At 72.4% G+C, this 25,772-nt stretch carries 26 protein-coding genes and 1 tRNA gene; 11 read left to right on the top strand and 16 right to left on the bottom strand.

The features are described from left to right. Positions 1-11: 11 nt before the first annotated feature. The 3 genes from ACIOHP_RS25245 (at position 12) to ACIOHP_RS25235 (ending at position 3,509) form a co-directional block, all read left to right on the top strand. Positions 12-695 (top strand): ABC transporter ATP-binding protein, encoded by a 684-nt coding sequence (locus tag ACIOHP_RS25245; protein WP_401891066.1) that lies wholly within the window; start codon positions 12-14, stop codon positions 693-695. Between the two features lie 16 nt (positions 696-711). After that, positions 712-2,724, top strand: coding sequence for an FtsX-like permease family protein (locus ACIOHP_RS25240; protein ID WP_401891063.1), 2,013 nt, complete (start codon positions 712-714; stop codon positions 2,722-2,724). Positions 2,725-2,804: 80 nt separating this feature from the next. Further along, positions 2,805-3,509 carry a response regulator gene (locus tag ACIOHP_RS25235; protein WP_401891061.1) on the top strand — a complete coding sequence of 235 codons (705 nt, stop codon included), beginning with the start codon at positions 2,805-2,807 and terminating at the stop codon, positions 3,507-3,509. Here the strand turns inward: ACIOHP_RS25235 and ACIOHP_RS25230 are convergent. Next, complete coding sequence (locus ACIOHP_RS25230; protein WP_401891058.1) at positions 3,506-4,915, bottom strand: cytochrome P450; 1,410 nt, start codon at positions 4,913-4,915, stop codon at positions 3,506-3,508. The two genes, ACIOHP_RS25235 and ACIOHP_RS25230, sit on opposite strands and share 4 nt — an antisense overlap. 100 nt (positions 4,916-5,015) lie before the next feature. Further along, positions 5,016-5,462 carry a potassium channel family protein gene (locus ACIOHP_RS25225; protein WP_401891056.1) on the bottom strand — a complete coding sequence of 149 codons (447 nt, stop codon included), beginning with the start codon at positions 5,460-5,462 and terminating at the stop codon, positions 5,016-5,018. A 141-nt stretch (positions 5,463-5,603) separates the two neighbouring features. Here ACIOHP_RS25225 and ACIOHP_RS25220 point away from each other — a divergent pair, with 141 nt between their 5' ends. The 7 genes from ACIOHP_RS25220 to ACIOHP_RS25190 all read left to right on the top strand — a co-directional run bounded on the left by ACIOHP_RS25220 (position 5,604) and on the right by ACIOHP_RS25190 (position 12,440). Further along, positions 5,604-5,930 (top strand): hypothetical protein, encoded by a 327-nt coding sequence (locus tag ACIOHP_RS25220; protein WP_401891053.1) that lies wholly within the window; start codon positions 5,604-5,606, stop codon positions 5,928-5,930. Positions 5,931-5,995: 65 nt separating this feature from the next. Continuing rightward, positions 5,996-6,775, top strand: a complete 780-nt coding sequence (locus tag ACIOHP_RS25215; RefSeq protein ID WP_401891050.1) for a hypothetical protein — start codon at positions 5,996-5,998, stop codon at positions 6,773-6,775. A gap of 66 nt (positions 6,776-6,841) precedes the next feature. Further along, entirely contained in the window at positions 6,842-7,699 is an 858-nt protein-coding gene (locus ACIOHP_RS25210; RefSeq protein ID WP_401891048.1) for an SAM-dependent methyltransferase, read from the top strand. Between the two features lie 30 nt (positions 7,700-7,729). Then, a complete protein-coding gene (locus ACIOHP_RS25205; RefSeq protein WP_401891045.1) occupies positions 7,730-9,142 on the top strand; it encodes a glutamine synthetase in 1,413 nt (470 codons plus the stop codon). Between the two features lies 1 nt (position 9,143). Further along, complete coding sequence (locus ACIOHP_RS25200; RefSeq protein WP_401891043.1) at positions 9,144-10,244, top strand: amidohydrolase family protein; 1,101 nt, start codon at positions 9,144-9,146, stop codon at positions 10,242-10,244. Positions 10,245-10,259: 15 nt separating this feature from the next. Continuing rightward, a complete protein-coding gene (locus ACIOHP_RS25195; RefSeq protein WP_361543119.1) occupies positions 10,260-10,796 on the top strand; it encodes an NUDIX hydrolase family protein in 537 nt (178 codons plus the stop codon). Between the two features lie 372 nt (positions 10,797-11,168). Then, positions 11,169-12,440, top strand: a complete 1,272-nt coding sequence (locus ACIOHP_RS25190; RefSeq protein WP_401891040.1) for an LPXTG cell wall anchor domain-containing protein — start codon at positions 11,169-11,171, stop codon at positions 12,438-12,440. Positions 12,441-12,446: 6 nt separating this feature from the next. Here ACIOHP_RS25190 and ACIOHP_RS25185 read toward each other — a convergent pair whose 3' ends face one another. From ACIOHP_RS25185 to tdh, 10 genes are all read right to left on the bottom strand, one after another. Next, positions 12,447-14,939, bottom strand: a complete 2,493-nt coding sequence (locus ACIOHP_RS25185) for a DUF4132 domain-containing protein (RefSeq protein ID WP_401891038.1) — start codon at positions 14,937-14,939, stop codon at positions 12,447-12,449. Positions 14,940-15,034: 95 nt separating this feature from the next. Next, positions 15,035-15,108, bottom strand: a tRNA-Pro gene (locus tag ACIOHP_RS25180). A gap of 81 nt (positions 15,109-15,189) precedes the next feature. After that, the gene (locus ACIOHP_RS25175; protein ID WP_401891036.1) at positions 15,190-16,482 is read right to left on the bottom strand and encodes an MFS transporter; all 1,293 of its coding nucleotides are present in this window, start codon (positions 16,480-16,482) and stop codon (positions 15,190-15,192) included. 82 nt (positions 16,483-16,564) lie between these two features. Then, positions 16,565-16,924: an MmcQ/YjbR family DNA-binding protein gene (locus ACIOHP_RS25170; RefSeq protein ID WP_361543131.1), complete on the bottom strand. Its 360-nt coding sequence runs from the start codon at positions 16,922-16,924 to the stop codon at positions 16,565-16,567. A 30-nt stretch (positions 16,925-16,954) separates the two neighbouring features. Continuing rightward, complete coding sequence (locus tag ACIOHP_RS25165) at positions 16,955-17,488, bottom strand: GNAT family N-acetyltransferase (protein WP_361543134.1); 534 nt, start codon at positions 17,486-17,488, stop codon at positions 16,955-16,957. Next, positions 17,485-18,072, bottom strand: a complete 588-nt coding sequence (locus tag ACIOHP_RS25160; protein ID WP_361543140.1) for an XRE family transcriptional regulator — start codon at positions 18,070-18,072, stop codon at positions 17,485-17,487. The genes ACIOHP_RS25165 and ACIOHP_RS25160 overlap by 4 nt, the downstream gene beginning before the upstream one ends. A gap of 59 nt (positions 18,073-18,131) precedes the next feature. Beyond that, complete coding sequence (locus ACIOHP_RS25155) at positions 18,132-19,505, bottom strand: B12-binding domain-containing radical SAM protein (protein WP_401891033.1); 1,374 nt, start codon at positions 19,503-19,505, stop codon at positions 18,132-18,134. A gap of 36 nt (positions 19,506-19,541) precedes the next feature. Beyond that, the gene (locus ACIOHP_RS25150) at positions 19,542-20,444 is read right to left on the bottom strand and encodes a LysR family transcriptional regulator (RefSeq protein WP_361543146.1); all 903 of its coding nucleotides are present in this window, start codon (positions 20,442-20,444) and stop codon (positions 19,542-19,544) included. Between the two features lie 36 nt (positions 20,445-20,480). Then, positions 20,481-21,674: a glycine C-acetyltransferase gene (locus ACIOHP_RS25145; protein ID WP_361543149.1), complete on the bottom strand. Its 1,194-nt coding sequence runs from the start codon at positions 21,672-21,674 to the stop codon at positions 20,481-20,483. A 149-nt stretch (positions 21,675-21,823) separates the two neighbouring features. Then, a complete protein-coding gene (tdh, locus tag ACIOHP_RS25140) occupies positions 21,824-22,852 on the bottom strand; it encodes an L-threonine 3-dehydrogenase (protein ID WP_401891029.1) in 1,029 nt (342 codons plus the stop codon). 242 nt (positions 22,853-23,094) lie between these two features. On the opposite strand from tdh, the gene ACIOHP_RS25135 reads away from it, so the two are divergent. Beyond that, a complete protein-coding gene (locus tag ACIOHP_RS25135; protein ID WP_401891027.1) occupies positions 23,095-23,700 on the top strand; it encodes a GPP34 family phosphoprotein in 606 nt (201 codons plus the stop codon). Positions 23,701-23,721: 21 nt separating this feature from the next. Here ACIOHP_RS25135 and ACIOHP_RS25130 read toward each other — a convergent pair whose 3' ends face one another. The 4 genes from ACIOHP_RS25130 to ACIOHP_RS25115 are packed head-to-tail and all read right to left on the bottom strand — an operon-like array spanning position 23,722 to position 25,746. Then, positions 23,722-24,300: a GAF domain-containing protein gene (locus tag ACIOHP_RS25130; protein WP_307023539.1), complete on the bottom strand. Its 579-nt coding sequence runs from the start codon at positions 24,298-24,300 to the stop codon at positions 23,722-23,724. A gap of 60 nt (positions 24,301-24,360) precedes the next feature. Further along, positions 24,361-24,960, bottom strand: coding sequence for an ATP/GTP-binding protein (locus ACIOHP_RS25125; RefSeq protein ID WP_046257443.1), 600 nt, complete (start codon positions 24,958-24,960; stop codon positions 24,361-24,363). Next, positions 24,938-25,309: a DUF742 domain-containing protein gene (locus ACIOHP_RS25120; protein WP_361491419.1), complete on the bottom strand. Its 372-nt coding sequence runs from the start codon at positions 25,307-25,309 to the stop codon at positions 24,938-24,940. The genes ACIOHP_RS25125 and ACIOHP_RS25120 overlap by 23 nt, the downstream gene beginning before the upstream one ends. A 2-nt stretch (positions 25,310-25,311) precedes the next feature. Further along, positions 25,312-25,746, bottom strand: a complete 435-nt coding sequence (locus ACIOHP_RS25115) for a roadblock/LC7 domain-containing protein (RefSeq protein ID WP_307023541.1) — start codon at positions 25,744-25,746, stop codon at positions 25,312-25,314. Between the last annotated feature and the right edge of the window lie 26 nt (positions 25,747-25,772).

Below are 25,772 nucleotides of genomic sequence, written 5' to 3'. Positions count from 1 at the left end.
CACCTCACCTCATGAGCACTGTTCTGGCCGGTCGCGGCCTCGTGAAGAAGTACGGCTCCACCACCGCCCTCGCGGGCATCGACGTGGAGGTCGGCGAGCGGGACTCCCTCGCCGTCATGGGCCCGTCGGGCTCCGGCAAGTCCACCCTGCTGCACACGCTCGCCGGGATCGTCCGCCCCGACGGCGGGCAGGTCCTGCTGCGCGGCGACCGCATCGACACGCTGAGCGAGAACCGGCTCAGCGCCCTGCGCCGCAAGCGGTTCGGGTTCGTCTTCCAGTCCGGCCAGCTGCTGCCGGAACTGCCCGCCGACGAGAACGTCGCCCTGCCGCTGATGCTGGAGGGCACCCCCCGCAGGCAGTCCGTGGAACGCGCCCGCCGCTGGTTCGCCCCGCTCGGCCTCGACGGCCTGGAGCACCGCAGGCCCGGCCGGCTGTCCGGCGGACAGGCCCAGCGCGTCGCCATCGCCCGCGCCCTGGTCGTCGAACCGGACGTGGTCTTCGCCGACGAGCCGACGGGCGCCCTCGACCGGACCACCAGCACCGAGGTGATCCGTCTGCTCACCTCCGTCACCCGCGAGCAGGGCGCCGCCCTCGTCATGGTCACCCACGACGCCGACGTCGCCGCCCACTGCGACCGCGTGCTCCAGGTCCGCGACGGCCGGATCAGCAACCACAGCCAGTTCACGGTCGCCTGAGCCTCTCGGAGATGTGATGCGCTCCCCCGTCCTGCCCCTGACCTGGCATCTGGCCCGGTCCTCCGGCCGCCGCGGCCTGCAGAGCCGACTGCTCGCGGCCGGTGCCGCCGCCGTCGGAGTGTTCGTGATGCTGGTGATGATCGCCGCCACGACCGGTTCCGCCGTCCGCGCCGACCGCACGGCCTGGCGCACGCCCGACGCCGTCGGACACGGCACGGCCGTCCAGGCGCTGGCCACGACGTACGTCCGCCACCAGCCCGTCACGGTCGTGTCGCTGGCCCAGCTGCCCGACCGTGCCCGGACCCCCGCACCGCCCGGTCTGCCCGGCTTCCCGAAGCAGGGCGAGGTGTACGTCTCCCCCGCCCTGGCCGGCCTGCTGCACCGGCTGCCGGCGGACCAGCTCGCCGACCGTTTGCCGAAGCCGGCGGCCTACGGCACGATCGGCTCCGCCGGTCTCGCCTCGCCGGACGAGCTGGTCGCCGTGGTGGGACGGGCGCCCGGCGCCGCCGCGGTGTCCTCGGCCGCCGAGGGCGGCGCCACCTGGTACGACATCGGACAGGCCGCGCGCGCCGAGATCTCCGGGTTCTCCGGCACCCGGCGGAGCCTGTTCACCGAATCCGACCAGGCGGCGGCCATGCTCGGCGTCGTGCTCCTGGGGATGCCCGTGGTCGTGCTGGCCTCCGCGGCCGGGCGGCTCGGCGCGGCCCGCCGCGAACAGCGGCTCGCCGCCCTGCGGTTGGCCGGGGCGACGCCACGCCAGATCATCGCGATGACCGCCCTGGAGGCGGCGGCCGTCGGCCTGGCCGGCGCCCTCACCGGCGCGCTCGCCTACGCGGCCCTGCTGCCCGCCCTCGCGAGGATCCCGTACGGCATCGGCGGCTGGTACACGAGTCAACTCTGGGTCGGGACCGGCTGGTTCACGACCGTCGTGCTGGGCGTCACCGCCCTCCTCACCGTCAGCGCGGTGTCGATGCTGCGCCAGGTGGCGGCCTCGCCGCTCGGCGTGGCCCAGCAGGCGGATCCGAGGCGCACCCGGATGATCCGTCTCGTGCTGTTCGTGGGCGCCCTCGGCTACATCTGGGCGACCTCCGGCGGTGGCGGCCAGCTGAACAAGCGGCAGCTCCTGACCCTTCTGCTGCTGTTCTACGGTGCGTTCTGGCTGTTCGGCCCGTGGGTCGTGGACCGGCTCGGCCGGGTGCTGGGCCGCTTCGCCCGCCGTCCGGCGACCCTGCTGGCCGCGCGCCGGCTCAGCGACGACCCGCGGGGCGCCTGGCGAACCGTCAGCGGCCTGGTGCTGGCGGGGTTCGCGGCCGGGTTCTTCTCCATCAGCGTGCTGGGCGGCGACACCGGGCAGTACCGGGACCAGGTCGCCGTGGTCACCACCGACGCCGGCACCGCCCGGCATGCCGCCGCCGAGGCCCGTACTCTCCTGCGCCGGGCCGGTGTCACCGCGACCGTCACCGTCGGGCGGGAGGACGACTTCGACACCCTGCTGGGCGGTGCGCCGGGTGTCATCGCCCATGTCTCCGGCGGCACGGAACGTGTCGACACCGCCGTCACCGCGCTCGCCCCGCTCGCCCCGGGCACACCGCCGTACTCCGGCGACTACGCCGGCGCGGGCGACAGCGTCGCCACCGGACGGATCGCCCAGGTCAGCATCGCGACCTTGGCCCTGAGCTTCGTCGTGGCGAGCTCCTCGGCGGGTCTGACCGCCGCCGCGAACGTCCTCGACCGGCGGCGCGTGTACGGCCTGCTCCGGCTGGCCGGCACCCCGCTCGAGGTGCTGGACCGGGCCCGGGTCCGCGAGACGGTCGTCCCGCTGGTGGTCCTGGCGGGCGGCACCACCGCGATGGGCATGTACGGCGCCGGCAAGCTCAACCAGGCGTTCGGCACCACGATCGACACCACCGGCCTCCTGCGACTGGCCGCCTGCGCGGTGCTGGGCGCGCTGGCGATGTTCGCCGCGATCAGTGCCAGCCGTCCGCTGCTGCGGAGGGTGACGGCCGATCCGGCGCAGACCGCGGACTGAACCGACCCTCCGCGCACGGCCCGCCGCCACGACAGCGGCGGGCCGACCGGCCACCCGCATCCGTGAGGCATGATCGAGCCATGACCGCCCCCAGCCCGGCCGGCGCCCCCGGCAGCCCCATCCGGGTGCTCATCGCCGACGACCAGGACATGGTCCGCAGCGGCTTCCGCTTCTTCCTCAACGCACAGCCCGACATGACCGTCGTCGCCGAGGCCGCCGACGGCGAGGAGGCCGTGGCACTGGCCCGTGAACTGCGTCCGGACGTGTGTCTGCTGGACATCCGGATGCCGAGGCTGGACGGTCTGGCGGCCACCCGGCTGCTGGCCGGACCGGACGTCGCCGATCCGCTGCGGGTGGTCGTGGTCACCACCTTCGACCTCGACGAGTACGTGTACGGCGCGCTGCGCGGCGGCGCCTGCGGCTTCCTCCTCAAGGACTCCGGTCCCGCGCTCCTCGCGGAGGCGGTCCGGGCCGCCGCGGCCGGCGACTCGCTGGTCTCCCCCTCGGTCACCGTCCGCCTGCTGAAGCATGTGACGGACGCCCCGCAGTCGGCCGCCCCCACCCGCCGCGCACCCGTGACCGAGCCGCTCACGGACCGCGAACTCGACGTGGTCCGGCTGGTCGCCCTCGGCCGCACCAACGCCGAGATCGCCGCCGAGCTGTACGTCTCCCTGTCCACGGTCAAGACGCACCTGTCCAGCGTGCAGCTGAAACTGCGGGCACGGAACCGCGTGGAGATCGCCGCGTGGGCCTGGCAGCACGGGCAGGTCACGCCCGGTACCTAGTCTCCCGACCGGATGAGCCCCGTCAGATACCGCCACAGCGACGACCGCCGCTTGACGGCCGGGTCCTGTGCCTCCGCTACGCCGTCGGCGGGCGCCTCGGCCGGGACGGGCTCCGGCACGAAGGTGCCGGACAGCTCGTAGCGCACCGGCAGGGACCGCAGCCCCCGCATGAACGGCGAGGAACGCCACGGCAGTTGGTCCACCGGCAGGGCGAGCTCCAGATGACCGAACCGTTCCACGATGCGGCCCACCCCGGCCGCCGCGATCGTCGACGCAAGCTCCCGGGCCGGGCACTGACGGGGCCCGGCGCCCCACGCCAGATGCGCCCGGCTGCTGATGCTGGAGGAGCCCGGTGTCATCTGCCCGGCGAACAGCGGGTCGGCGTGCGCGGCGGCGGAGGAGACCCACACGGGGTCGCCGGCGCGGATGGTGTAGTCGCCAAGCGGGGTGTCCGCGGCCGCGAACCTCGGCACGAAGTTGACCAGCGGCGGCTTGCGCATGACCACCCGGTTCATGGTCTCCCGGACCATGCCGGCGGACAGCGTCTGGCGCACCCCGCCGTCGCCCTCACCGGAGATCACCTCGACGACGGTGTTGGAGATGAGGATGCCGACGTGGTCGGAAGTCATGCCGAGCAGCATGAACAGTTCGCGGGCCAGTTCGTCGACCGTGAGGTCCGGGTGGGCGGCGAGCAGATGCGAGGGGAAGTCGTCGCCGGGCTTCTCCCGCTTCGCGGCGGCCAGCTCCGAGAGCGTCACCAGCAGTCGCGCCAGGGCGGGTTCGGCGTCCGGGCCGGCGTCCAGCACCCGCCACATGTCCATCAGGGCGTCGTCGCCCTGCGAGCCGGGGAAACCGAGGAGGTGGCTCGCCGCCATCAGCGGCAGCGGGCGGGAGAACTGCGCCGACAGGTCGGCGTGCCCCGTACGGCCGCCCTGCGCGAGCAGACCGATCAGCTCGTCGGCGTAGCCCGTGACGGCGGCCTTGAGCCGCTTGGCCTGCGGATGGCGCGGGTCCTGGAAGGGCCGCAGGGCGGTGTCCCAGGCGCCGCGGAGCCGGGGGTAGCCGGGACCGCCCTGGATCAGCACGTGGTTGACCTCGAGGGAGGGGCCGAGCGGCCAGTCGGCGGGCACCCGGCCCTCGGTGCGGGCCCGCCAGTTCTCCAGGCCCTTCGGCCAGCCGGCGTCGTCCTGGAGCACCTGGAGCGACTCGCGGTAGCCGAGCACGAGCCAGGCGGGCACGCCCAGCAGGTCGACCGGCGCGACGGGACCGTGGCGCTCACGCAGCCGCTCGTAGACGAGCGCGGGGCGCGTCTCGTAGTCCCGGGTCAGCAGGGGTTCGGGAGCCAGGTCCTCCAGCCGTGCCCCGTCCGACGTGGACTCCTCCTCGTCGACCACATGGAACTCCATCGTGCTGTCGCCCCCCTTCGGCGCCCGGCCATGACAGACCGCACGGGACCCTACCCGAGGGGTGACGGGCGTCAAGTGCCGGGGTACTGACCGGTAGCGATCAGTGTCGTTCGCCCTTCCCGGTCACCAACTGCTCCAGCCGGTCGAACCGTTCGTGCAGGGCCTGGACCGTCTCGTGGCCCAGCCGGTGGCGGCGCTTCTGCTCCCGGCCGACGAACCAGGTGGCCAGGGCCGCGGTGACCATGCCGTACGTGGTGATGCCGACGACCATCACCACCGAGCCGACGACCCGGCCCCACGGCGTCACCGGGTAGAAGTCGCCGTAACCGACGGTCGTGGCCGTCTCGATCGACCACCACAGCGCCTTCGGGTACGACGTCAGATTGGCGCCCCGCGCCCCGTCCTCGGCGGCCACCACCGCCCACGAACCGAGCAGCATCACCACCGCGAGAACGGCCGTGGCACCGCCCGCCGCCTTCAGATGCAGCGAGCGCCCGTCCCGGGCCAGCAGCAACTCGACGGCCCTGGTCAGGAATCCGGGCAGCATGGCGACTCCTTCGGGTGCGGGCGCTTGGAGTCAGTGTCGGCGGCGGTGCGCGGGCGGGCATGCCGGGCGGCTCGTTCGAGTTGCCGTGTGCCGCCCGCCGTCATCTGCTGGGGCCGACGCACCCCACGCAACGGAGGACCCATGCCGCCGGAACCCCGATCGGTGCCGGAGACCTTCGCGTTCGCCTGCGGAGACTGCGGCCACACCTGGGAGGCCACCTTCCAGGTCATGTTCTTCACCGACCCGCTGGACGCCTCGGGCCTGACCACCCAGGAGTACGTCGACGAGGCGGGCAAGGCCATCAGGTCGCCCCTCGCCGACGCGGTCTGCCCCACGTGCGGCAGCCGCAGGGTGCGCGTCCTGGAGACCGGGCAGGCCGAACGCGCCCGGCGCGCAAAACACGAACCCCGTACCCGCCACAAGCACCGCCTTCATCTCCCCCACCGTTCACCCGAACAGTCCGACTGAGCTGGTGAGCCGCGCGGGCCGGTGATGTGCTGGGGGCACTCCCACGCCCCCAGGAGGCATCCGCGATGACCCGTCGTCCGTCCCGGCCCGTCCGCGTCCTCGCCCCGGCCCTGGCAGCGACCGTGCTGCTGACCTGTGCGGCCTGCTCGGACGACGACAAGGACGCCGGCGCCTCGGCCATCGGCGCCTCCCCGCTGGCCGCCGACTCCCCGAGCGCCTCCGCCACGGCTCATCTCACCGAGGCCGGGGCCCGCCGGGCCCTCATCACCGAGACCGACCTCGAGGACGACTGGACGCGCGTCGATGACGCCGCGACCTGGCGCGACAGCCTGCTCGTCGGCAAGGTCGACGTGGCCGACTTCCTCACCGCCAAGGCGGACGCCGCCGACTGCCAGAAGCTCCTCGACGGCCTCTACAGCGAGGAGTTGCTCGGCGAGCCGTCCGGCGCCTCCGCGCTCACCGGCTCCGAGGAGGAGGACTCCCGGCTGCTCTACCAGGTGGGCGCCTACCGGCAGCCGGGCCTCGACGCCTCCCTGGCCTGGCTGAAGTCCCTGCCGGTCAAGTGCGACCAGTTCACCGCGGTCGACTCCGCGGGCGACAAGCGCACGGTCCAGGTCATCGAGACCTCACTGCCCGAGGAGGGCGACGCACGAGAGGGTCTGCGGGTGACGGTCCGGGGCACGTCCGGCGGCAACCCGGCCACCCTCACCCTGGACGTCGCCGCCGTACGCGTCGGCACGGACGCGATCACGGTGACGGCCGGTGGCCTGGACGGCGTCGAGGACGACACCGTCAAGGACGCGGTGAGCGCCGGCACCAAGCGCCTCGACGACGTCCTGAGCTAGGACAACCCCTCCTCCCCGCCGCCCACTTGAGCCGATTCCGGGACAGCTTGATCATCCGGCGGCACAATGGCGGCGACGGTCTGCGGCGCCGCGGTCGTCGGAGCGAGGAGAGGACGAGACGTGAGTGACACCCCGGACCTGCCGTCGAGGCTGAACACCGGTGTCGCGCACAACGCGCGCGTGTGGAACTACTGGATCGGCGGCAAGGACAACTACGAGGTCGACCAGCGGGTCGGCGAGCATGTCGCCGGGATGTTCCCGATCATCCGGGCCATCGCCCGCGCCGACCGCGACTTCCTCGGCCGGGCCGTGCGCCACCTGGCCGCCGAGCGCGGGGTACGCCAGTTCCTGGACATCGGCACCGGCCTGCCGACGGTGGACAACACCCACGAGATCGCCCAGCGCATCGCCCCCGACGCGCGGATCGTCTACGTCGACAACGACCCCATCGTCCTCGCGCACGCCCGCACCCTGCTCACCAGCACCGGCGAGGGCGTCACCGCCTACATCGACGCCGACGTCCACGAGCCGGAGGCGATCCTCGAACGCGCCGCGCACACCCTGGACTTCACCGAGCCCGTCGCGGTGATGATGCTGGGCATCCTCAACTTCGTGCTCGACTACGACAAGGCGCGGGACATCGTCCGCAGGGTGCTGGCCGAAGTCCCCTCCGGCAGCTGCCTGGTGCTCACCCACCCCACCTTCGACGACGCCCTCGGCGGCGCGGGCCAGATCCCGGCCATGAAGTTCTGGAACGAGAACGCCACCCCGCCGATCACCGCCCGCAGCGGCACCGACATCGCCGCGTTCTTCGACGGACTGGACTTCCTGGAGCCGGGTCTGGTGTCGTGCTCGCAGTGGCGCGCCGAGTCCGACTCCCCGGGCGTGGTACCGCAGTTCGGCGCGGTGGCCGTGAAACCCTGACACGCAGGCCCAGCCCGTCGTGGAGGACGTATGACACCCCTTTCCGACCCCGCCGACCCGGTCCCCGGCGGACGTCCCGGTGACGTCGACCGTGCCACCGCCCTGAGCGACGAACTGGCCGAGAGGGGCGTGCACGGCGTCGTGCTGTCCTACGTCGACACCGCGGGCGTCGGCCGGGTGAAGACGGTCCCGGCGGCCAAGCTGGCCTCGGCCGCCGCCTGGGGCGTCGGTATGTCGCCGGTCTTCGACACCTTCCTGGCGAACGACTCCATCGTCAGCACCGACGTCCTCGGCTCCCCGGACGGCGACCTGCGCCTCTACCCCGACCTGGACCGGCTCGTGGTCCTGGCCGGGCAGCCCGGCTGGGCCTGGGCGCCGGTCGATCGCGTCACCCAGGAGGGCGAGCGGCACCCGGGCTGCACCCGCACCTTCCTGCGCCGGCTCGTCGCGGACGCGGAGCAGCGGCACGGGATCACCTTCAAGGCGGCCGTCGAGGTCGAGTGGGCGATCGGCCAAGGCCCGTCGGCCGAGGGGGACTTCGTCCCGGCCCTGTCGGGACCGGCCTACGGCGCGATCCGCCAGGTCGAGGTCAGCGACTGCACCGCCGACCTGCTGGCCGCGTTCGCGGCACAGGGCGTCGACGTCGAACAGCTCCATCCCGAGTACGCGGCCGGGCAGTTCGAGGTCTCGGTGGGCGCCCTGGACCCGGTGGCGGCGGCCGACCGGAGCGTGCTGGTGCGGCAGACGATCCGGGCGGTGGCCGCGCGCCACGGGTTCGTGGTCTCGTTCGCCCCGGCGGTCCACGCTGAGGGCGTCGGCAACGGCGGCCATCTCCATCTCTCCGCCTGGCGCGACGGCACGAACCTCCACGCGGGCGGCGACGGCCGCTACGGCATGACGGCACAGGCGGAGTCCTTCGCGGCCGGGGTACTGGCCCACCTCCCCGCCCTCACGGCCGTCACCGCTCCCAGCCCGGCCAGCTATCTGCGTCTCAAACCCTCCCAGTGGGCAGGGGTGTTCACTGCCTGGGGCCGTGAGACCCGCGAGGCGGCGCTGCGCGTCGTCACGGGCACCCTCGGCCTGCGCGACCAGGCGGCCAATCTGGAGGTCAAGCCGGTCGACCTGGCCGCCAACCCGTATCTGGCGCTGGGGAGTGTGATCGCAGCGGGCCTGGACGGCATCACCTCGTCTGCGGCCCTCCCCGAGGAGATCACCGGCGACCCGGCCCGCCTCGAAGCCGGCGCCGCAACGGCCCGCGGCGTACGCCGGCTGCCCGCGTCGCTGGCGGAGGCGGTGGTGGAGTTCCGCGGGGACAAGACGCTGCGCGGCGCCCTGGGCACGGTTCTCGCCGACGCCGTGATCGCCGTACGGGAAGGCGAGATCGCGGCCGTGGCCGGGCTGGACGACGAGCAGGTCGCGGCGGCGTACCGCTGGAAGTACTGACATGGGCGCGGTCCACGAGGCGCTCGCCGCCGTGAGCCTGGTCGACCACCACTGCCACGGTGTCGTGACCGCCGACCTGGACCGGCCCGGCTTCGAGTCGCTGCTGACCGAGGGCGACCGCTGGCCGGGCAGTTCGCCCTTCGACACCCCGGTGGGCGTGGCCGTACGCCGCCACTGCGCGCCACTGCTGGACCTGGACCGGCACGCCCCGCCGCGGGAGTACCTGGCGCGGCGGACGGAGCTGGGCTGGCGGGAGGTGAACCGCCGCTTCCTGGCCGCCGCGGGCACCGGCACGTACTGCGTGGACACCGGTTTCGGTCCGACCGAGCTCGCCGCGGACGACGTGCACGAGGTCGTCCGGCTGGAGAGCGTCGAGGAGGCGATGGCGGCCGGGGGCGTGGAGCCCGACGCATACGCGCGGACCTTCCTGTCAGCCGCGCGGAAGGCGGTGGGGCGGCCGGGCGTGGTGGCGGTGAAGTCCGTGGCGGCCTACCGGACGGGCTTCGACCTGGATCCGGCGCGTCCGTCGGCGGCGGAGGTCGAGCGGGCGGCGCGGTACCGGCTCGCGGCGGGCGGCCGGCTGGAGGACCCGGTCCTCGTCCGGAACCTGCTCTGGACGGCGGTCGACCTGGGCCTCCCGCTCCAGCTGCACACGGGGTTCGGCGACAACGACATCCGGCTGCACCGGGTCGACCCCACGCACCTCACGGACTGGCTGCATCTGACCGCCGGTACGATCCCGGTACTGCTGCTGCACTGCTGGCCGTATCAGCGGCAGGCCGGCTATCTGGCGGCGGTCTTCGAGCAGGTGTACCTCGACGTGGGCCTGACCTTGCACCACGTCGGCCCGGCACGGGCACGGGCGGTACTGGAGGAGGCGCTGGAGATCACACCGTTCCGCAAACTGCTGTACAGCTCCGACGCGTACGGTCTGTCCGAGTTCTACGCGCTCGGCGCGCTGTCCTTCCGCAAGGGCCTGGGCGAGCTGCTCCAGGACCGGGTGGACGACGACGAGCTGAGCCTGTCCGACGCGCTGCGGCTCGCAGAGTGGGCGGGAGCACACAATGCCCATCAGGTCTACCGCCTTTCCGGCTCCTCCTGAAAGTATGATCAAGCAATGTCTGACATGACCGAAACCACGCCCGGCTGGCTGACTACGGACGACCTCGAGCAGGCGCGCGCCCGTATGCCGATCCTGTACGTCGAGGCGGTGCCCGTGCGCGTCGACGACTGCGGCGAAGTCACCAGCGTCGGCCTGCTGCTGCGGATCGGCTCCGGCGGGACGGTCAGCCGGACGCTGGTCTCCGGCCGTGTTCTGCACCACGAGCGCGTCCGCGACGCCCTCATGCGGAACCTGGAGAAGGACCTCGGTCCGGTGGCGCTGCCCCGCATCCCGGCGGCCCCGCAGCCCTTCACGGTGGCCGAGTACTTCCCGACACAGGGCATCACGCCGTACCACGACCCCCGTCAGCACGCGGTGTCGCTGGCCTACGTCGTCCCGGTGACCGGCGACTGCCGCCCCCGGCAGGACGCTCTCGACCTGGTCTGGTTCAGCCCCCAGGACGCCGTGTCGGAGGCGGTGCAGAGCGAGATGCCCGGCGGGCACGGGGTGCTGCTGAAGCAGGCGCTGGCACACCTGGGCTGCGCGGTCTGACCGGCCGGCCCTGTTCGGCGTTGCGCTGGGTCGTGCCCGGCTCGCCCGTGTCCCGCCGCCATTCGACGACCAGCTCGTCTCGCTGCGGCGGCCCAGGTGGGAGGCGAGCTGTTCGGCGTAGCGGTGGGGGCGGTCGGTGGCGACTCGGGCCTCCGCTCGGGGCATGGCGTACTCCAGCGGTGGCGGATGCCGACGGGTCGACAGTGCCGGACGCGCGCCACGCGTGACCGATCGTGTCACCCGGGCGAACCGATACCTCACGGATCCCTGGGGAGTACAACCATTCGGCGAGCGCTGACGTCTCACTCCCGGGAACTCGCGTTCCCCGCAGTTCGACCGACCGACACCGTCGATTCACGCAAAGGGACCCGCATGTTCCAGGCCGTTCCCGGCTCTCGTACGCTCCGACAGACCACCGGTGCGCTCGGCGCCGTCGCGCTGCTGGCGCTGGGTGCCACGCCCGCCCTCGCCGACGAATCGACGCCCGAACTGGTACTGGGCGAGATCGCTCCCGTGACGGGGCTGAAGCCGGGCAGTGCCTTCGACGTACCGGTCTCCTTCACGAACACGGGCACCGAGGCGCTCGACAAGGTATGGCTGTCGTACTCCCTCACCCAGGGGCTGAGCCACACCGAGCTGCCCGCCAACTGCGCGCGCTACGAGGTCGGTTCCTTCGACGAGGCGCCCAGCTACTCGTACGCGGTCTGCGAGTTCGACCAGGCCGTGGAGCCCGGGGTCGTCTACGCGCCCGAGAAGTCGATGCAGTTCAAGGCCCTCGGCAAGGCCTACACCGATGAACTGCGCGCCGTCGTCTCCGTGGACGACCCCGCGCCCACGGAGGGCGTCGACGAGGGGCCGGTGCCCGGGACCGGGCCCGCCGTGAAACTCGTCGAGCGGCCCGACGCCACCCCGGCCGCCCCGGGCTCGGGAGAGCACGAGGGCTGGGACGCCGCCGATGTGCCGGTGAGCGCCGTCAACACGGCCGACTTCCAGGTGTCCGGTGCGAAGTTGAAGGGCAAGGTCGGCGAAACCCTGGCCTTCGAGGTGAAGTTCACCAACGCCGGACCCGCGTGGGTGCGTCGGGAGTCGGGTACCGGGGCGACCAAGGTCGTCGTCAAGATGCCCGCCGGGACGACCGTGACCAAGGCCCACGGATTCTGCGACAAGATCGCGGCTCGTACCTACGAGTGCGGCACCAGCCAGGCCTGGGTCGACTCGGGCGACGGCGAGACCTACACCTTCAAGCTGCGGATCGACAAGGCGGTGGCCGGAGCCGAGGGCTCGGTGAAGCTGGCCGGTGAGCCCAGGCCGTTCGACGAGAACACGGCGAACGACACCGCCGCCATCCTCCTCGACGTCGCCGGCAGCGGCGGCGGTTCGACGGGCGGAGGCGGCACCGCGAACGGCGGCGGGTCCACGGGCGGCGGGGGCTCCACGGCCACCCCGAGCGCTGACCCCACCGACGGTGGCGGCTCCACGTCGTCCACCGGCGGTTCCACCACGGGCGGCTCCTCCACCCCCGACGGCGACCTGGCGAGCACCGGCTCCTCCTCGACGCTGCCCCTCGCGGGCGCGGCGGCCGCGGCCGTCGCTGTCGGAACCGGTGCCGTGCTGGTGGTACGGCGTCGGAAGGCCCGCGCGTAGCGGTCCTCAGCCGTCCCTCTTGATCTGCCGCAGGATCGTCTCGTCGCTGATCTTCGTGTCGGCGGCGAGAAGCTGCGCCTTGCTCAGGATCAGCGACAGCCGGTCGTCCTCGAACGGCAGGAACACCTTGCCCTCGGTCCCGCGGCGCGCCGGGACGATGCACAGATAGGAGTCGTCCGGCTCCATCAGGATGTTCGCCGAGCCTAGGTGGATCCGGTACGTCCGCAGATCGCCGCGCACGCTCAGCCAACGGCCGGCGATCGAGCACCGGTCGGCGATCTTCAGGCGCGGCAGGATCCGTTCCAGTGCCTCGCGGCGGACCTCGGCGCTCGCCGTCAGGTCGCCGAAGCCGGCTCTCCGCCAGTAGGCGGCGTGACGGCTCTCGCCCCGGTCGCTCCACTCGGGGTCCGCCGCGATCGAGGTGACGCCCACGAACAGATCGACGTCGCGCATCGCCTCGCTGAACACCAGCGGCTCCACGTCGGCGAGCGGAGTCTCGCGCCAGCGCCGGCCGTCTCTTCGTTCGAAGCGCACCTGGTCGGTGGCGGCGCGCTCGATGTCGTGACCCCCGTCGTCCGCGGGTTCGTGGTGGAAGCAGACCCGCCACCGGCCGTCGGCGAACTCGGCCCGGGCCTCCCCGTACCGGCCGCCGTCGTAGTGGCCCAGGAAGTTGCTCTGCCAGCCGCGCTCCTTGAACAGCGCGTAAAGCTGCCGGTAGTGGACGATATGGGCGGCGAACCGGTTGGAGTAGACGCCGGTCTCCTCCTCGGCCGGAGTGAGCAGATAGAGCTCCCGGAAGGCCTGCTTGAACGGCTGCCGCAGCCGCTCGCCGACGATCCACTCCCGCCACGCCCCGGTCTCGTCCACCGAAGCCCGGATGGGGTGCCACAGCCGCACCCGCTCAGGCCGCCCGTCCGGCCGAGCGGCCGGTGCCATGGCGCGCCACTCCCCGTCAGCGCCCTGGAACTCCCAGATCAGGCCCCGCACGAGCACACCGGTGACCGGGTGGTCGCGGTACTGGCGACACCATTCGGCGTACGGCCATTCCCGCGCCGCCGACATCAGCGCCTCGATCCGGCCCCGCTCCCCCGCCAGCGTGCCGCGCACCTCCCTGACCAGGTCCTTCAGCTCCTTGAGCTCCTCCGGGAACCCGTTCTTCAGTGCGGCGGGCGCCGTGCGGGACGTCCGCCCGTCGGGGGCGGTGAAGCCGATCCGTACGGTCGTCGCGTCCTCGATCTCCACCCGGACCCGGTGGCCGCCCACCTCGCGTTCCAGCGAGCCGTCCGCCGCCAGACCGTGGTCGGGCACGCTGCGCTCGACGAGCTGTTCCGGGGTGATGCCCTGCCGCCCGGCCGCCGCCGTGAGTGCGGTGTCGAGCTGCTTGCGCAGACCCCGGTGCCTGATCCGGGACCGGAGCCGCCACAGGGACTCCAGGGCAGCCGGATCGTCGATCTCGGCCAGCGCGTTGATCGCGGCGCCCGCGAGCTTGAGGTCCTCGGCCACGCCGGTCGGCCGGGCGGCGCCGGTGCGCAGCGCCAGGGCGTCGAGGTACGGCACCGCGGCCGGGCCGTCTGTCAGGGCGGCGGCCCAGACCGTGCCGCGCGCGAGGTCGCCGTCGTTCTGGTGGACGACGTAGTGGTAGTGGTGGTCGCCGTACTCCCAGGCGGTCTGCCGTCCGTGCTCCCTGCTGCACAGCGGCTCGCCCTTCGCCAGTGCCCTCAATGTCTCGGCGACGAGGTCCCGCGCCGAGGCCGCTTCGACGGCCGCCAGACACGTCCGGCGCCAGCGCTGTGTGGGACGCGGCGCCGTCAAGTCGGTCAAGTGACGTATGAGTCCGGCCAGTTCGGCGCTGGGGGCGGCGACCGCCCGAGCGCGGAGCGGAGCGGCCCACGGCGCCTGCTCGGGGAGGAGTCCGTCGGGGATCTCCGCACCGTCCACGAGCGCCAGCAGGGCGCGGAGCCGGCGGGCGAGGGAGGAGGCTCCCGATCCGATCTCCGTGTCCAGGAGCTCCGTGTGCGCCCACCGCAGCCACGGCGCGATCGTACGGAGGCCCTCGTCGTCCAGCCCCTCTGCGGCGGTCAGGGCGGACCCGAGCGCGTTGGCGAACCAGAAGCCCATGTCGTACTCGGCGGAGCGCAGCAGCATCACCGCGACCTCGGCGGGCGTCCACCCGCGCACCCGCCCGACCAGGGAACCGATCTCGGAGTCGTACTCCCACAGGGTGTCGCCGAAGGTCGCGGCCAGCAGCAGGCTCAGGACCGCGGCCCGGCCCTCCTCGTCCCCGCAGGCGGCGAGGCCCGCGTCGATCTCGGCTTGTATCCCCGCGTACCGCGTACCGGGCTGATCGGGCGTGTACGGACCGTGCAGACCCGCTCCGAACTCGGCTCGCTGCCGTTCCAGAAGATCGACGAGCCACCGCGCACGGGCGAGCGCGCCCGCCCGCACGTCGTCGAACGGGTCGTTCCTGCGGGCCTCGGCCACCAAGGTGTCGTAGAGCATGGCGGGATGATGGCAGGGAGCACTGACAACGCGATCAAGCGATGCAACGAGAAAGGGCCCTCACAGGCACTTGCCTGCGAAGACCCTTCACACCGTCGGGACGACAGGATTTGAACCTGCGACCCCTTGACCCCCAGTCAAGTGCGCTACCAAGCTGCGCCACGTCCCGGTGTCCGTCTGACCTGGGCTTTCCCCCGGCCGAACGTGCAGGGAAACAATACCGCACTCGGGTCGGTGGTCGCGCACCCGTTTATTCGGGGCCGCCGGTCCTGGGGCGGGCGTCGGCGCGCACGAGGTCACGTATCGCGGGGACCGAGAGCAGGGCGGCGCAGACGACGAGGCTGGTCGCACCGGCGACGAGGAGCACGTGGTCGGCGCCGAGGACCGCGGCGGAGGGGCCGGCGAGGGCCTGGCCGACGGGCATCAGGGCGAGGGAGCCCGCCACGTCGTAGGCGTGGATGCGGTTGAGGGCGTCGGCCGGGACCTGGGTCTGGACGCTGGTCGACCACATCACGCTCCAGAACGCCATGCCCACTCCGGCGACCGCGGCACCGGCCGCCATGGCCGGTATCCCGAGGCCGGCGCCGACGCTCGCCGGGAAGGCCCCGAAGCCGACCAGGGCGATCGCCCCGGCGCGGAGCATCCGGCGGGGGCGCAGTCGCAGCGCGAGCAGTCCGCCGATCACCGTGCCCGCGCCGAGGGCGGAGTTCACCAGGCCGTAGGCGCGGGGGCCGTGCTCCTGGACCACCTCCGTGGCGACCAGCGGGACGGTCGGGCCCGAGACGGCGATCATGTAGAGGCCCCAGATGGCGATCACGCCCCAGAGCCAGGTGCGGGATCTGAACTCCCGCCAGCCCTCGACCAGATCGGCCCCGAAGGTGCTGGTCGTGTGCGGGGGCCGGCCGTCGTCGGGGGCGCGCGGGGGCAGGCGGAGCAGGAGGAGGCACAGGGCGCTCACGGCGTAGGTGGTGGCGTGGGTCGCGAAGACGCCGCCGGGCGAGGCGAAGCCGACGAGCACACCGGCGAAGGCGGGGCCGGCGAGCTGGGCGCAGGCCTCGGCGACGCGTATCGCGCCGTTCGCGCCCTGGACGTCGGTGGCGAGGCGGCGCACCGTGCTCGCGACGCCGGGCTGGAACAGGGCACCGGCCACGCCGTTGGTGAATCCGATGGCGCAGATCTGCCAGAGCACCACGTGCCCGGAGAAGAAGAGCGCGGCGGCCAGGGCCTGGGTGCCCACGCGCACCAGGTCGGCGCCGATCATCAGCCTGCGGGTGTCGAAGCGGTCCGCGATGACCCCGCCGAAGACGACGAACCCGGCGAAGGCGGCCGCCGTGGCGGCCATGGCGAGGCCGACCGCGCCCGCCCCGTACCCGTGCTGGAGCAGGCCTGCGGCGAGGGCGACGGGCAGCATGGTGTCGCCGAGTCCGGCGACGGCCCGCGCGCCGAAGAACAGGGCGAAGTCCCGCGACCAGACGGTGGGGCTCGCCGGCTTTCCCCCCTGGTCACTGGCGACGCGCTCGGCGTGCGACGACGTCCCGGTCACCTCTCACGCCCTCCCGGCAGGTCCGCCCCGGCTCTCACGGCTCCGGATCATGCCACGGGGGCCGACGGCGTCCGAGGGAATTTCAGTCCGCGGCCGGTCTGCCCAACTCGGGGTGGTCGTCGAGGAGTCGGGGCGGGGCGGCCTGGCGCCAGGAGTCGGCCAGGATGTCCCGCAGTTCGTCCTCGTCCTCCAGCGCGGCGAGCCGGGCCCGCACCCAGGCGAACTGCGCCTCGTGCTCGGCGATCCAGAACTTCTCCGGCTCGGCCAGCACCAGTTCGTTCCGCTCCTCCTTGGGACAGCGCACCGCGAGGGAGGTCTCCTCCTCGGGCAGCGTGGCGAACATCTTGCCCGCGACCCGGAACGTGGGCATGCTCCAGGCGATCTTCTCCGAGGTGTCCGGCAGGGACAGGGCGATACGGCGTACGTCTTCGGCATCCGGCATGGCAGGCACCGTAGCCGCTCCCACTGACAATCACCTGGTGGGAGTGGCTGCTCCCAGTTGCTTGAAGTAGAGGGTGGTGGGCCGCAGCACCCCGGCCGGGTCGGCCGCGTAGTCCGGGATCACGCCGGCCCGGGTCCAGCCGGCCGTCGTGTAGAGGTGCTCCGCCGGGCTGTCGGTCTCGGTGTCCAGGTGGAGGAGGGTCACGTCGGCCGCGGCGGCGGCCTCCTCGGCGGTCGTCAGGAGTCTGCGGCCGAGGCCGTGGCCCCGGGCGTCCCGGTGCACCATCAGCTTCACCAGCTCGGCGCGGTGGCGGCTGTTCGGCTTGTCGGGGAAGACCAGGCTGACGGTGCCGACCACCCGCTCGCCGTCGTGGGCCGCCCAGATCGCGAGCGACCCGGCGGCGACACCGGCGGCCCGCCCCTTCCACCAGGCGGTGGCCTCGGCGTGGTCGAGGGGCCCGAGGAAGCCGATCGAGGCGCCCCCGTCCACGGTGTCGACCATCAGGCCGGCCAGCGCGTCCAGCCGGTCCAGGACCTCGCTCGCGTCCAGGCGTGTCACGTTCACGGCAGCACCACCGCCAGGGCGTAGCGCACCGGCTCGGGCCCCGCGCACCGGAACCGCGTCGGCCCCCACACCCGCAGTCGCAGGCAGTCGCCGGTGCCGAGGTGGTGCTCGACGTCCTGGGCGGTCACCTCGAGCGCTCCCTCCAGGACCCAGATGTGCTGCTCGAGGCCGGGTACGGGCGGCCGGTCGTAGGCGATGTCGGCGCCCGCGGCGAGCCGCCCCTCGACGAGTTCGCCGCGCAGCCCGGTGTGCGGCGGTGACACGGACCGCCGCAGGAAGCCGGAGGCCCGGTCCTCCCACACCGGCTGCTCGGCGGCCCGCATGAGGGGGGCGGGCTCGGCCTCGACCTCGCTGAGCAGCTGGGACATGGTCCGCCCGTACACCCCGCACAGCCGGTTCAGCAGCGCGGCGGTGGGGCTGGTCTCCGCCCGCTCGGCCCGCGACAGGGTCGACCTGCTCACTCCGCTGCGCTCCGCCAACTCCCCGAGCGACCAGCCGCGTTCGGCCCGCAGCTCGGCGAGGCGGGCGCCGAGCCGGACGTCTACGGGGTCGGGTCCCGTCTCGACGACGACATCCTGTTTCATATCCGGGATGCTATCCCGGATACGGGACGCGAGTCCTGGTGACTCCTCTCACTCCCGTCTCACTCCCGTCCGCCGAACGCCGCCAGTGTCCGCTCCAGCGCCGGCATCGCCCGCACCACCCGCTGCGAGCGGATCAGCAGGTCCCACGCGGGCTCGAACTTCTTCCAGCCGCCCGAGTAGGCGAGGTGCCGCAGCCGCTCGGGACGGCCCGGCTGGGCCGCCGAGCCGCGCCAGATGTTGGACCAGCGGTAGAAGTCGCGGTACGCGCGCCAGTAGCCGTCCTCCAGCTGACGTGGCGTCATCCCCTTGGGCCGGTAGACGACATGCCGGGTGTCGTACAGGTCCCAGTCGCGGTGCACGATCCGGTCCTCGGACTCCATCTGCTTCCACAGTCCGGTCGACGGATAGGGCGTCATGATGTGGAAGGTCGCCGTCTCGATGCCCTGCTCGACCGCCCACGCGACCGTGCGGTCGAAGACGTCCGGACCGTCCTGGTCGAGCCCGAACACGAAACTGGCGTTGACCATCACCCCGGCGTCGTGCAGGCGCCGCACCGCGGCCGCGTAGTCGGCGCCGATGTTCTGGTCCTTGCGGCGCTCGGCGAGGTTGGCGTCATTGACGGTCTCGAAGCCGACGAAGAGGCTGCGCAGCCCCGCCTCCACCGCCTTCTCCAACAGGCCCGGCTTCAGTACGGAGTTGACCGTGCCCGCCGCCTGCCACAGCCGCCCCATGCCCTTCATGCCGTCGAACAGGGCCTCCGCGAAGCGCCGGTTGCCCAGCAGATGGTCGTCGAGGAAGTAGAGATGACGGCCGGGCAGCCGGTCGATCTCCGCGAGGGCGTCGTCGACGGTCTGGGTGTAGAAGGACTTGCCGCCCTCGAAGAAGGCGTCCTTGTAGCAGAAGTCGCAGTGGTGAGGGCAACCCCGCGACACCACGAGGGAGTTGGGCACCAGGTAGAGGTGACGCTTAATCAGGTCGCGTCGGATGGGCGGCAGTCCGGCCAGGCTGCGCTGGGTCGAGTCGTAGCGGCGGGCGGGCACTCCGTCGCGGAAGTCCTTCAGGAACAGGGGCCAGGTGTCCTCACCGGGGCCGGTGAAGATCGTGTCGGCATGGGCCGCCGCCTCGTCGGGAAGCGAGGTGACGTGCAGACCGCCCATGGCGACATGGACGCCCCGGGCACGGAAGTGGTCGGCTATCTCGTAGCTGCGTCTCGCCGAGGTGATGTACGGCTGGACGACCAGGAGGTCGGGGGTGTCGAGGGCCTCGAGATCGATCCGCTCCACGTGCTCGTCGTGGAGGGTGATCTCGTCGTCGGGGTCCAGATAACCGGCCAGGGTCGCCAGGCCCAGGGGCGGGAACAGCGAGTACTTGATGGGCCGGAACAGCGGGCTGGTCGCCTCGGTCAGAGCCGGGAGGATCATCGTCACACGCATGACAGCCCAGACTGCTTTCGGCCGGTGGCCGGTTCCCTACGGCTGGGAGGCTTCGCCGAGCGCTTCGAGCACCGGACGGATCAGCGGGTGCCCCTCCGCTCCGCGCCGTACGGCCGCGAAGACCCGGCGGGTGGGCGCGACGCCGTCGACGGGCCGGACGACCACGCCGGTCAGATCCATGCCGATCAGCGCGGACCGCGGGACGAGCGCCACGCCCGCGTCGGCCGAGGCCAGGGCGACGACGGCCCGGAAGTCGTCCGAGGAGTGCTCCAGGCGGGGCTGGAACCCGGCGTTCTCACAGGCGAGGACCACCACGTCATGACAGGGGTTGCCCGGGTAGGGGCCGATCCACGGGTCCTTGGCCAGCTCCGCCAGCGGCACCTCGCGCACGTCGGCCAGCCGATGGCGTACGGGGACGACCGCGTCGAAGGGCTCGGCGTACAGCGGGACATGGGACAGGCGGGGGTCGTCCGCGGGCGGCGCCCCTCGGTACTCCACCGCCACGGCGACGTCGACCTGGCGGTCCAGCACCATCGGCAGACTGGCGTCACCCTCGGCGTCCTGGACGCGGATGCGGATGCCGGGCGCGGTGTCGGCGAGACGGGCCACCGCGGGGGCGACGACCAGGGCGATGCCGGTCGCGAAGGACGCGACGGTGACCGTGCCGGCCTGCCCCGTGTCGTACGCCGCCAGCTCGGCCTCGGCCCGCTCCAGCTGGGCGAGGACGGCGTTGGCGTGGCTGAGCAGGATCTCGCCGGCCGGGGTGAGCCGTACGCCCTTCGCGCCGCGCTCGACCAGGCGGTGCCCGGTCTCCTGCTCCAGCGCCGTGAGCTGCTGGGAGACCGCCGAGGGGGTGAGGTACAGCGCGGCGGCAGCCGCCGTCACCGTGCGGTGGTCGGCCACCGCACGCAGGATGTGGAGCCGCCGCGCTTCGATCATGAGATCGATTGTCTCAAATGCCCCGTGCGCTCCGGCTCAGCCCTCCAGCTCCGCCCGCGCCGCGACGAAGGCGTCGACGGCCCGGTCGACGTCGTCCGTGGAGTGGGCGGCCGACAGCTGGACGCGGATACGCGCCTGGCCCTGGGGGACGACCGGGTACGAGAAGCCGATCACGTACACACCGCGCTCCAGCAGCAGCTCCGCCAGGCGTCCCGCCGTGCCCGCGTCCCCGATCATCACGGGTGCGATGGCGTGGTCGCCGGGCAGGATGTCGAAGCCTTCCTCGGTCATACGGCGGCGGAACAGCGCGGTGTTCTCGGCGAGCCGGACCCGCAGGTCGTCCGCCGACTCCAGGAGGTCGAGCACCTTCAGCGAGGCCGCGGCGATCACCGGCGCGAGGGTGTTCGAGAAGAGGTACGGGCGGGAGCGCTGGCGCAGCAGGGCGACGATCTCCGCACGGGCCGCCACATAGCCGCCGGACGCCCCGCCGAGCGCCTTGCCCAGCGTGCCGGTGATGATGTCCACGCGGTCCATCACCCCGTGCAGCTCGGGGGTGCCGCGGCCGCCGGGGCCGACGAAGCCGACGGCGTGGGAGTCGTCGACCATGACCATGGCGTCGTAGCGGTCGGCGAGGTCGCAGATCTCGCGCAGCGGCGCCACGTAGCCGTCCATCGAGAACACGCCGTCGGTGACGATCAGACGGCGGCGCGCGTCGGACGCGTCCTTCAACTGGGCTTCCAGGTCGGCCATGTCGCGGTTGGCGTAGCGGAAGCGGCGGGCCTTGGACAGGCGGATGCCGTCGATGATCGAGGCGTGGTTGAGGGCGTCGGAGATCACCGCGTCCTCGGGGCCCAGGAGCGTCTCGAAGACACCGCCGTTGGCGTCGAAGCAGGACGAGTAGAGGATCGTGTCCTCCTGGCCGAGGAACGCCGAGAGACGGGCCTCCAGCTCCTTGTGCACCTCCTGCGTCCCGCAGATGAAGCGCACGGACGCCATGCCGTAGCCCCAGCGGTCGAGTGCCTCGTGGGCGGCGGCGACCACCTCGGGGTGGTCGGCGAGACCGAGGTAGTTGTTGGCGCAGAAGTTGAGGACCTCGCCGGGGCGGCCGCCCGCGGTGACGGCGACGGCCCTGGACTGCGGGGTGCCGATGACGCGCTCGGGCTTGTGCAGACCGGCGGCGCGGATCTCGTCGAGGGTGGCGCGCAGGTCGTTACGGACGGTGTCGAACATCTCGGGCTCCAAAGAGGGACGTAAGGGCGAGTGAGCCGAAAGGGCGCGCCGATGTCGAGAGGGCGAGCGCGCGGCCACCCGAAGGGCTGAGCACGGTCGGGTTCTCGACATCGGCAGAAGGCGCCCCGGAGGCGAACCGGGCCAAAGGATCAAGCGGTCCAGTCGAGGATGACCTTGCCGCCGCGGCCGCTCGCCGCGTCGGCGAACGCCGCCTCGAAGTCGCGGTAGCCGTACCGGCCGGTGATCACGGGGGCGAGGTCGAGACCGCCCTCCAGGAGCACCGACATCGCGTACCAGGTCTCGAACATCTCACGGCCGTAGATGCCCTTGATGGTGATCATCGAGGTGACGATCCGTGCCCAGTCGACCGGGAACTCCTGCGCCGGCAGGCCGAGCATGGCGATCCGGCCGCCGTGCGTCATGTTGGCGATCATGTCACGCAACGCCTCGGGCCGGCCGGACATCTCCAGGCCGATGTCGAAGCCCTCGCGCAGCCCCAACTCCCGCTGCCCGTCGGCGATCTGCCCCTGGGCCACATTGAGCGCCAGGCTCACGCCGATCTTGCGGGCCAGCTCCAGCCGCTCCTCGCTGACGTCGGTGACGACGACGTGGCGGGCACCCGCGTGCCGGGCGACCGCGGCGGCCATCAGCCCGATCGGACCGGCGCCCGTGATGATGACGTCCTCGCCGACCAGCGGGAAGGACAGCGCGGTGTGCACGGCGTTGCCGAACGGGTCGAAGATCGCGGCGACGTCGAGGTCGACGGGGACGCGGTGCACCCAGACGTTGGCGGCGGGCAGGGCGACGTACTCCGCGAACGCGCCGTCCCGTCCGACGCCGAGCCCGACCGTGGCCCGGCACAGATGACGGCGCCCGGCGAGACAGTTGCGGCACTTCCCGCACACCAGGTGGCCCTCACCGCTGACCCGGTCGCCGACCGTGATGTCGGCGACGTCGCGCCCGGTCTCGACGACCTCGCCCACGAACTCGTGCCCGAGCACCAGCGGGGTACGGATCGCCTGGCGCGCCCAGCCGTCCCAGGACCGGATGTGCAGATCGGTGCCGCAGATGCCGGTGCGCAGCACCTTGATCAGTACGTCGCCGGGTCCGACGGCGGGCTCCGGGACGTCCGCGAGCCACAGCCCGGGCTCCGCCTTCTCCTTGACCAGCGCCTTCAACGCGGCTCCTGTGGGTGCGATCCCCGTGCGCGGACATACCGAAGAAGCCCGCGTCCGGGGAGAGGGGTGGGATCGCCCAGCAATCTGCCGTACGGCAGCGCTCCAGGTCCATCGAGGTTTTCTTAACCCGCGCCGCAGCTCCGCTTCACGCCCGCCGCCGGTGAACCCTTCCGTGGGGAACACCGGGCCGGGGATGCCCGTTGGAATCCCCGAGGACGCACTGGACCGACCGGGAGCCGCACATGAACACCGCACGTGATCTCGCTCTGCTCGCTCTGAACGCGGCGCCCGAGGCTTCGCTGGAGCAGGGCGATGTGTCGCTCGCGCTCGCGGGCTCCGAGCTGCTGGACCTCGTCGAGGCCGGTGCGCTCCAGGTGGACGACGACCGGATCGTGCCCGGTGCGCCCCAGGCCACGGGCGACCCGCTGCTGGACGAGGCCGCCGCCACGCTCATACGGGACGAGCCGTACGAGTCGGTCGAGGACTGGATCTGGCGCCGGGGCGACGGGCTGTCCACCACGTACCTCTCCGCCATGGAGCGGGAAGGGCTGGCGGCCCGGCCGGGGGGACGGGTGATTCCGCCGCGGAGCGGACGGACGACGCTGGTCGACTCTCCCGAGCGGACCCGCGCCGAGACCCGCCTCGCGTCCGGCGAGCCGGCCTTCACGGCCCTGGTGGCCGCCGCCGGGATCCGGGAGGAGCCGGCCGAGACCCTCGAGATCACCGACGAGGTGGTCACGAGCGTGCTGGCCGCCGTCGGGGACGCGGTGATGGAGCTGGAGGCGGTGCGGCAGCGGCGGGCGATAGAGAACTCCGCGTTCGACAACATCTGGCGGGGCGGGGTCTGAGCCCGCGGCGCGGCAAGGGCTTCAGAGCGGGAGGCCGTCCGCCTCCATCCGCTCCAGTCTCGTGACGAGTTGCGCCGCCGACGACTTGATGGTCTCCAGGCCGGGCCTCCCCCAGGGCCGCGGCTCCACGTCGACGACACACACCGTGCCGAGGACCATCCCGGTTCTGTCGATGAGGGGTGCGCCCAGATAGGAGCGGATGCCGAACTCGTCGACGACCGGATTGCCGGCGAACCGCGGGTAGTCGCAGACGTCCTCGAGGACCAGGGCCTTGCGACGGACGACCACATGCGGACAGAAGCCGTGGTCGCGCTCCAGATGACGGCCGAGCTCCGGTTTGGTCTCCTCGGCCCGCACCACCACCGGCCGGGCGTCCGGGGTGTGCAGGCCGGCGAAGAACTGCCGTTTCTCGTCGATGAAGTTGACCATCGCGTACGGCGCCCCGGTCAGCTCGGCGAGCCGGTCCGCGAAGGCGTCCAGGGCCGGCTCCGGGCGCTCGCCCAGACCCAGCCCGTGCAGTCGGGCGGCCCGTGCGGGCGCCTCCTTGTCCTCGGGGGTGAGCAGCAGACGACCGGCGGGACGCACCGGGTCGTAGCTCATCGGCGGGTTCCGTCGCTGTGGCTGTGGGTCATATGCGGCTCCCTGGCGTCGGGTGCGGGATCACATGTGGGCGCCGTGGCTCGGCGCGGGTGCCGGAGCGTGGGCGATGAGGTGCCGTACGAGGGTCAGCAGGGTCTGGACGCCGGAGCTGGAGATCCGGGCGTCGCAGCGGACGATGGGGATCTCCGGGGCGAGGTCGATGGCGGCGCGGACCTCCTCGGGGTCGTAGCGGTAGGAGCCGTCGAACTCGTTGATCGCGACGATGAAGCCGAGACCGCGTTGTTCGAAGAAGTCGACGGCGGCGAAGCAGTCCTCCAGCCTGCGGGTGTCGGCGAGGATGACCGCGCCGAGCGCACCCTCGGAGAGTTCGTCCCACATGAACCAGAACCGCTCCTGCCCGGGCGTGCCGAACAGGTACAGGACGTGTTCCGGGTCGAGGGTGATACGGCCGAAGTCCATGGCCACGGTCGTCTCGACCTTGTTCTCGATCCCGTCGAGGTTGTCGGTCGCGGCGCTGACCGTGGTGAGCAGTTCCTCGGTGCTGAGCGGCGCGATCTCGCTGACCGCGCCCACGAAGGTGGTCTTGCCTACTCCGAACCCTCCCGCGACCAGGATCTTGAGTGCGGTGGGGAAGGGGTCAGAGCTGTCGTCGTAGTCCATCGAGCACTGCCTCCAGAAGGGCCCGGTCAGTCGGGTTGTGGGTGAACTCGGGGGGCTTGGTGGTGAGCGCCCCGCAGTCGACGAGGTCGGACAGCAGCACCTTGGTGACGGCTGCCGGCAGCTTCAGATGGGCGGCGATCTCGGCGACCGAGACAGGTGCCCGGCACAGGTCGAGTGCCTGGGTGTGTTCGAGGCCGAGATAGCCGAGGGGGGTGGCTCCGGTGACCCTCACCTGCGACAGCAGGTCGAGCGCGATGGTGGGCCTGGTGCGGCCGTTGCTGACCGTGAAGGGGCGCACCAGGCGTCCGGCCGCGTCGTCGAGCCAGGGCCCGTCACCGGCCGCCGCCACGCTCAAGGCCTCATCGCCGTCGGTTCGCCTGCGTGCTGCCGCGGTGCGGTCACCAGATAGGGGCGCACGCTCTTGACCAGCATCGCCATCTCGTAGCCGAGGACGGCGGCGTCGGCCTCGCGGCCCGCGAGCACCGCGAGACAGGTACCGGAGCCCGCGGTGGTCACGAACAGCAGGGTCGCGTCCAGTTCGACGACCACCTGGCGGACGTCTCCGCCGTCCCCGAAGCGGACTCCGGCGCTGCGGCCGAGGGAGTACAGGCCGGAGGCCAGGGCGGCCATGTGGTCGGCGCTGTCGGTGTCGAGACCGTGGACCGACTTCACGAGCCCGTCGCAGGACAGGAGTACCGCGCTGGTGGTGTGCGGGACACGCTGCACGAGGCCGCTCATCAGCCAGTCGAGATCGGATACATGGCCGGTCGGCGCTTCGCTCGCCATGGTGGATCGACTCCTTGAGGTACGAA

This window comes from Streptomyces sp. NPDC087859, assembly GCF_044742595.1.
Lineage (GTDB): Bacteria > Actinomycetota > Actinomycetes > Streptomycetales > Streptomycetaceae > Streptomyces > Streptomyces canus_F.
Note: the sequence above shows the minus strand (reverse complement) of the source record. Positions and strands in the feature narration are given on the sequence as shown.

Bases quoted from the DNA above. Each gene is read 5' to 3' on its own strand.
- ACIOHP_RS25200 (WP_401891043.1), top strand. From the start codon at position 9,144: ATGGGCGCGGTCCACGAGGCGCTCGCCGCCGTGAGCCTGGTCGACCAC.
- ACIOHP_RS25240 (WP_401891063.1), top strand. From the start codon at position 712: ATGCGCTCCCCCGTCCTGCCCCTGACCTGGCATCTGGCCCGGTCCTCC.
- ACIOHP_RS25130 (WP_307023539.1), bottom strand. From the start codon at position 24,300: ATGAGCTACGACCCGGTGCGTCCCGCCGGTCGTCTGCTGCTCACCCCC.
- ACIOHP_RS25235 (WP_401891061.1), top strand. From the start codon at position 2,805: ATGACCGCCCCCAGCCCGGCCGGCGCCCCCGGCAGCCCCATCCGGGTG.
- ACIOHP_RS25215 (WP_401891050.1), top strand. From the start codon at position 5,996: ATGACCCGTCGTCCGTCCCGGCCCGTCCGCGTCCTCGCCCCGGCCCTG.
- ACIOHP_RS25170 (WP_361543131.1), bottom strand. From the start codon at position 16,924: ATGCCGGATGCCGAAGACGTACGCCGTATCGCCCTGTCCCTGCCGGAC.
- ACIOHP_RS25150 (WP_361543146.1), bottom strand. From the start codon at position 20,444: ATGATCGAAGCGCGGCGGCTCCACATCCTGCGTGCGGTGGCCGACCAC.
- ACIOHP_RS25230 (WP_401891058.1), bottom strand. From the start codon at position 4,915: ATGGAGTTCCATGTGGTCGACGAGGAGGAGTCCACGTCGGACGGGGCA.
- ACIOHP_RS25160 (WP_361543140.1), bottom strand. From the start codon at position 18,072: ATGAAACAGGATGTCGTCGTCGAGACGGGACCCGACCCCGTAGACGTC.
- ACIOHP_RS25135 (WP_401891027.1), top strand. From the start codon at position 23,095: ATGAACACCGCACGTGATCTCGCTCTGCTCGCTCTGAACGCGGCGCCC.
- ACIOHP_RS25145 (WP_361543149.1), bottom strand. From the start codon at position 21,674: ATGTTCGACACCGTCCGTAACGACCTGCGCGCCACCCTCGACGAGATC.
- ACIOHP_RS25245 (WP_401891066.1), top strand. From the start codon at position 12: ATGAGCACTGTTCTGGCCGGTCGCGGCCTCGTGAAGAAGTACGGCTCC.
- ACIOHP_RS25195 (WP_361543119.1), top strand. From the start codon at position 10,260: ATGTCTGACATGACCGAAACCACGCCCGGCTGGCTGACTACGGACGAC.
- ACIOHP_RS25190 (WP_401891040.1), top strand. From the start codon at position 11,169: ATGTTCCAGGCCGTTCCCGGCTCTCGTACGCTCCGACAGACCACCGGT.
- ACIOHP_RS25155 (WP_401891033.1), bottom strand. From the start codon at position 19,505: ATGCGTGTGACGATGATCCTCCCGGCTCTGACCGAGGCGACCAGCCCG.
- ACIOHP_RS25225 (WP_401891056.1), bottom strand. From the start codon at position 5,462: ATGCTGCCCGGATTCCTGACCAGGGCCGTCGAGTTGCTGCTGGCCCGG.
- ACIOHP_RS25115 (WP_307023541.1), bottom strand. From the start codon at position 25,746: ATGGCGAGCGAAGCGCCGACCGGCCATGTATCCGATCTCGACTGGCTG.
- ACIOHP_RS25220 (WP_401891053.1), top strand. From the start codon at position 5,604: ATGCCGCCGGAACCCCGATCGGTGCCGGAGACCTTCGCGTTCGCCTGC.
- ACIOHP_RS25205 (WP_401891045.1), top strand. From the start codon at position 7,730: ATGACACCCCTTTCCGACCCCGCCGACCCGGTCCCCGGCGGACGTCCC.
- ACIOHP_RS25210 (WP_401891048.1), top strand. From the start codon at position 6,842: ATGGCGGCGACGGTCTGCGGCGCCGCGGTCGTCGGAGCGAGGAGAGGA.
- ACIOHP_RS25125 (WP_046257443.1), bottom strand. From the start codon at position 24,960: ATGGACTACGACGACAGCTCTGACCCCTTCCCCACCGCACTCAAGATC.
- ACIOHP_RS25185 (WP_401891038.1), bottom strand. From the start codon at position 14,939: ATGCTCTACGACACCTTGGTGGCCGAGGCCCGCAGGAACGACCCGTTC.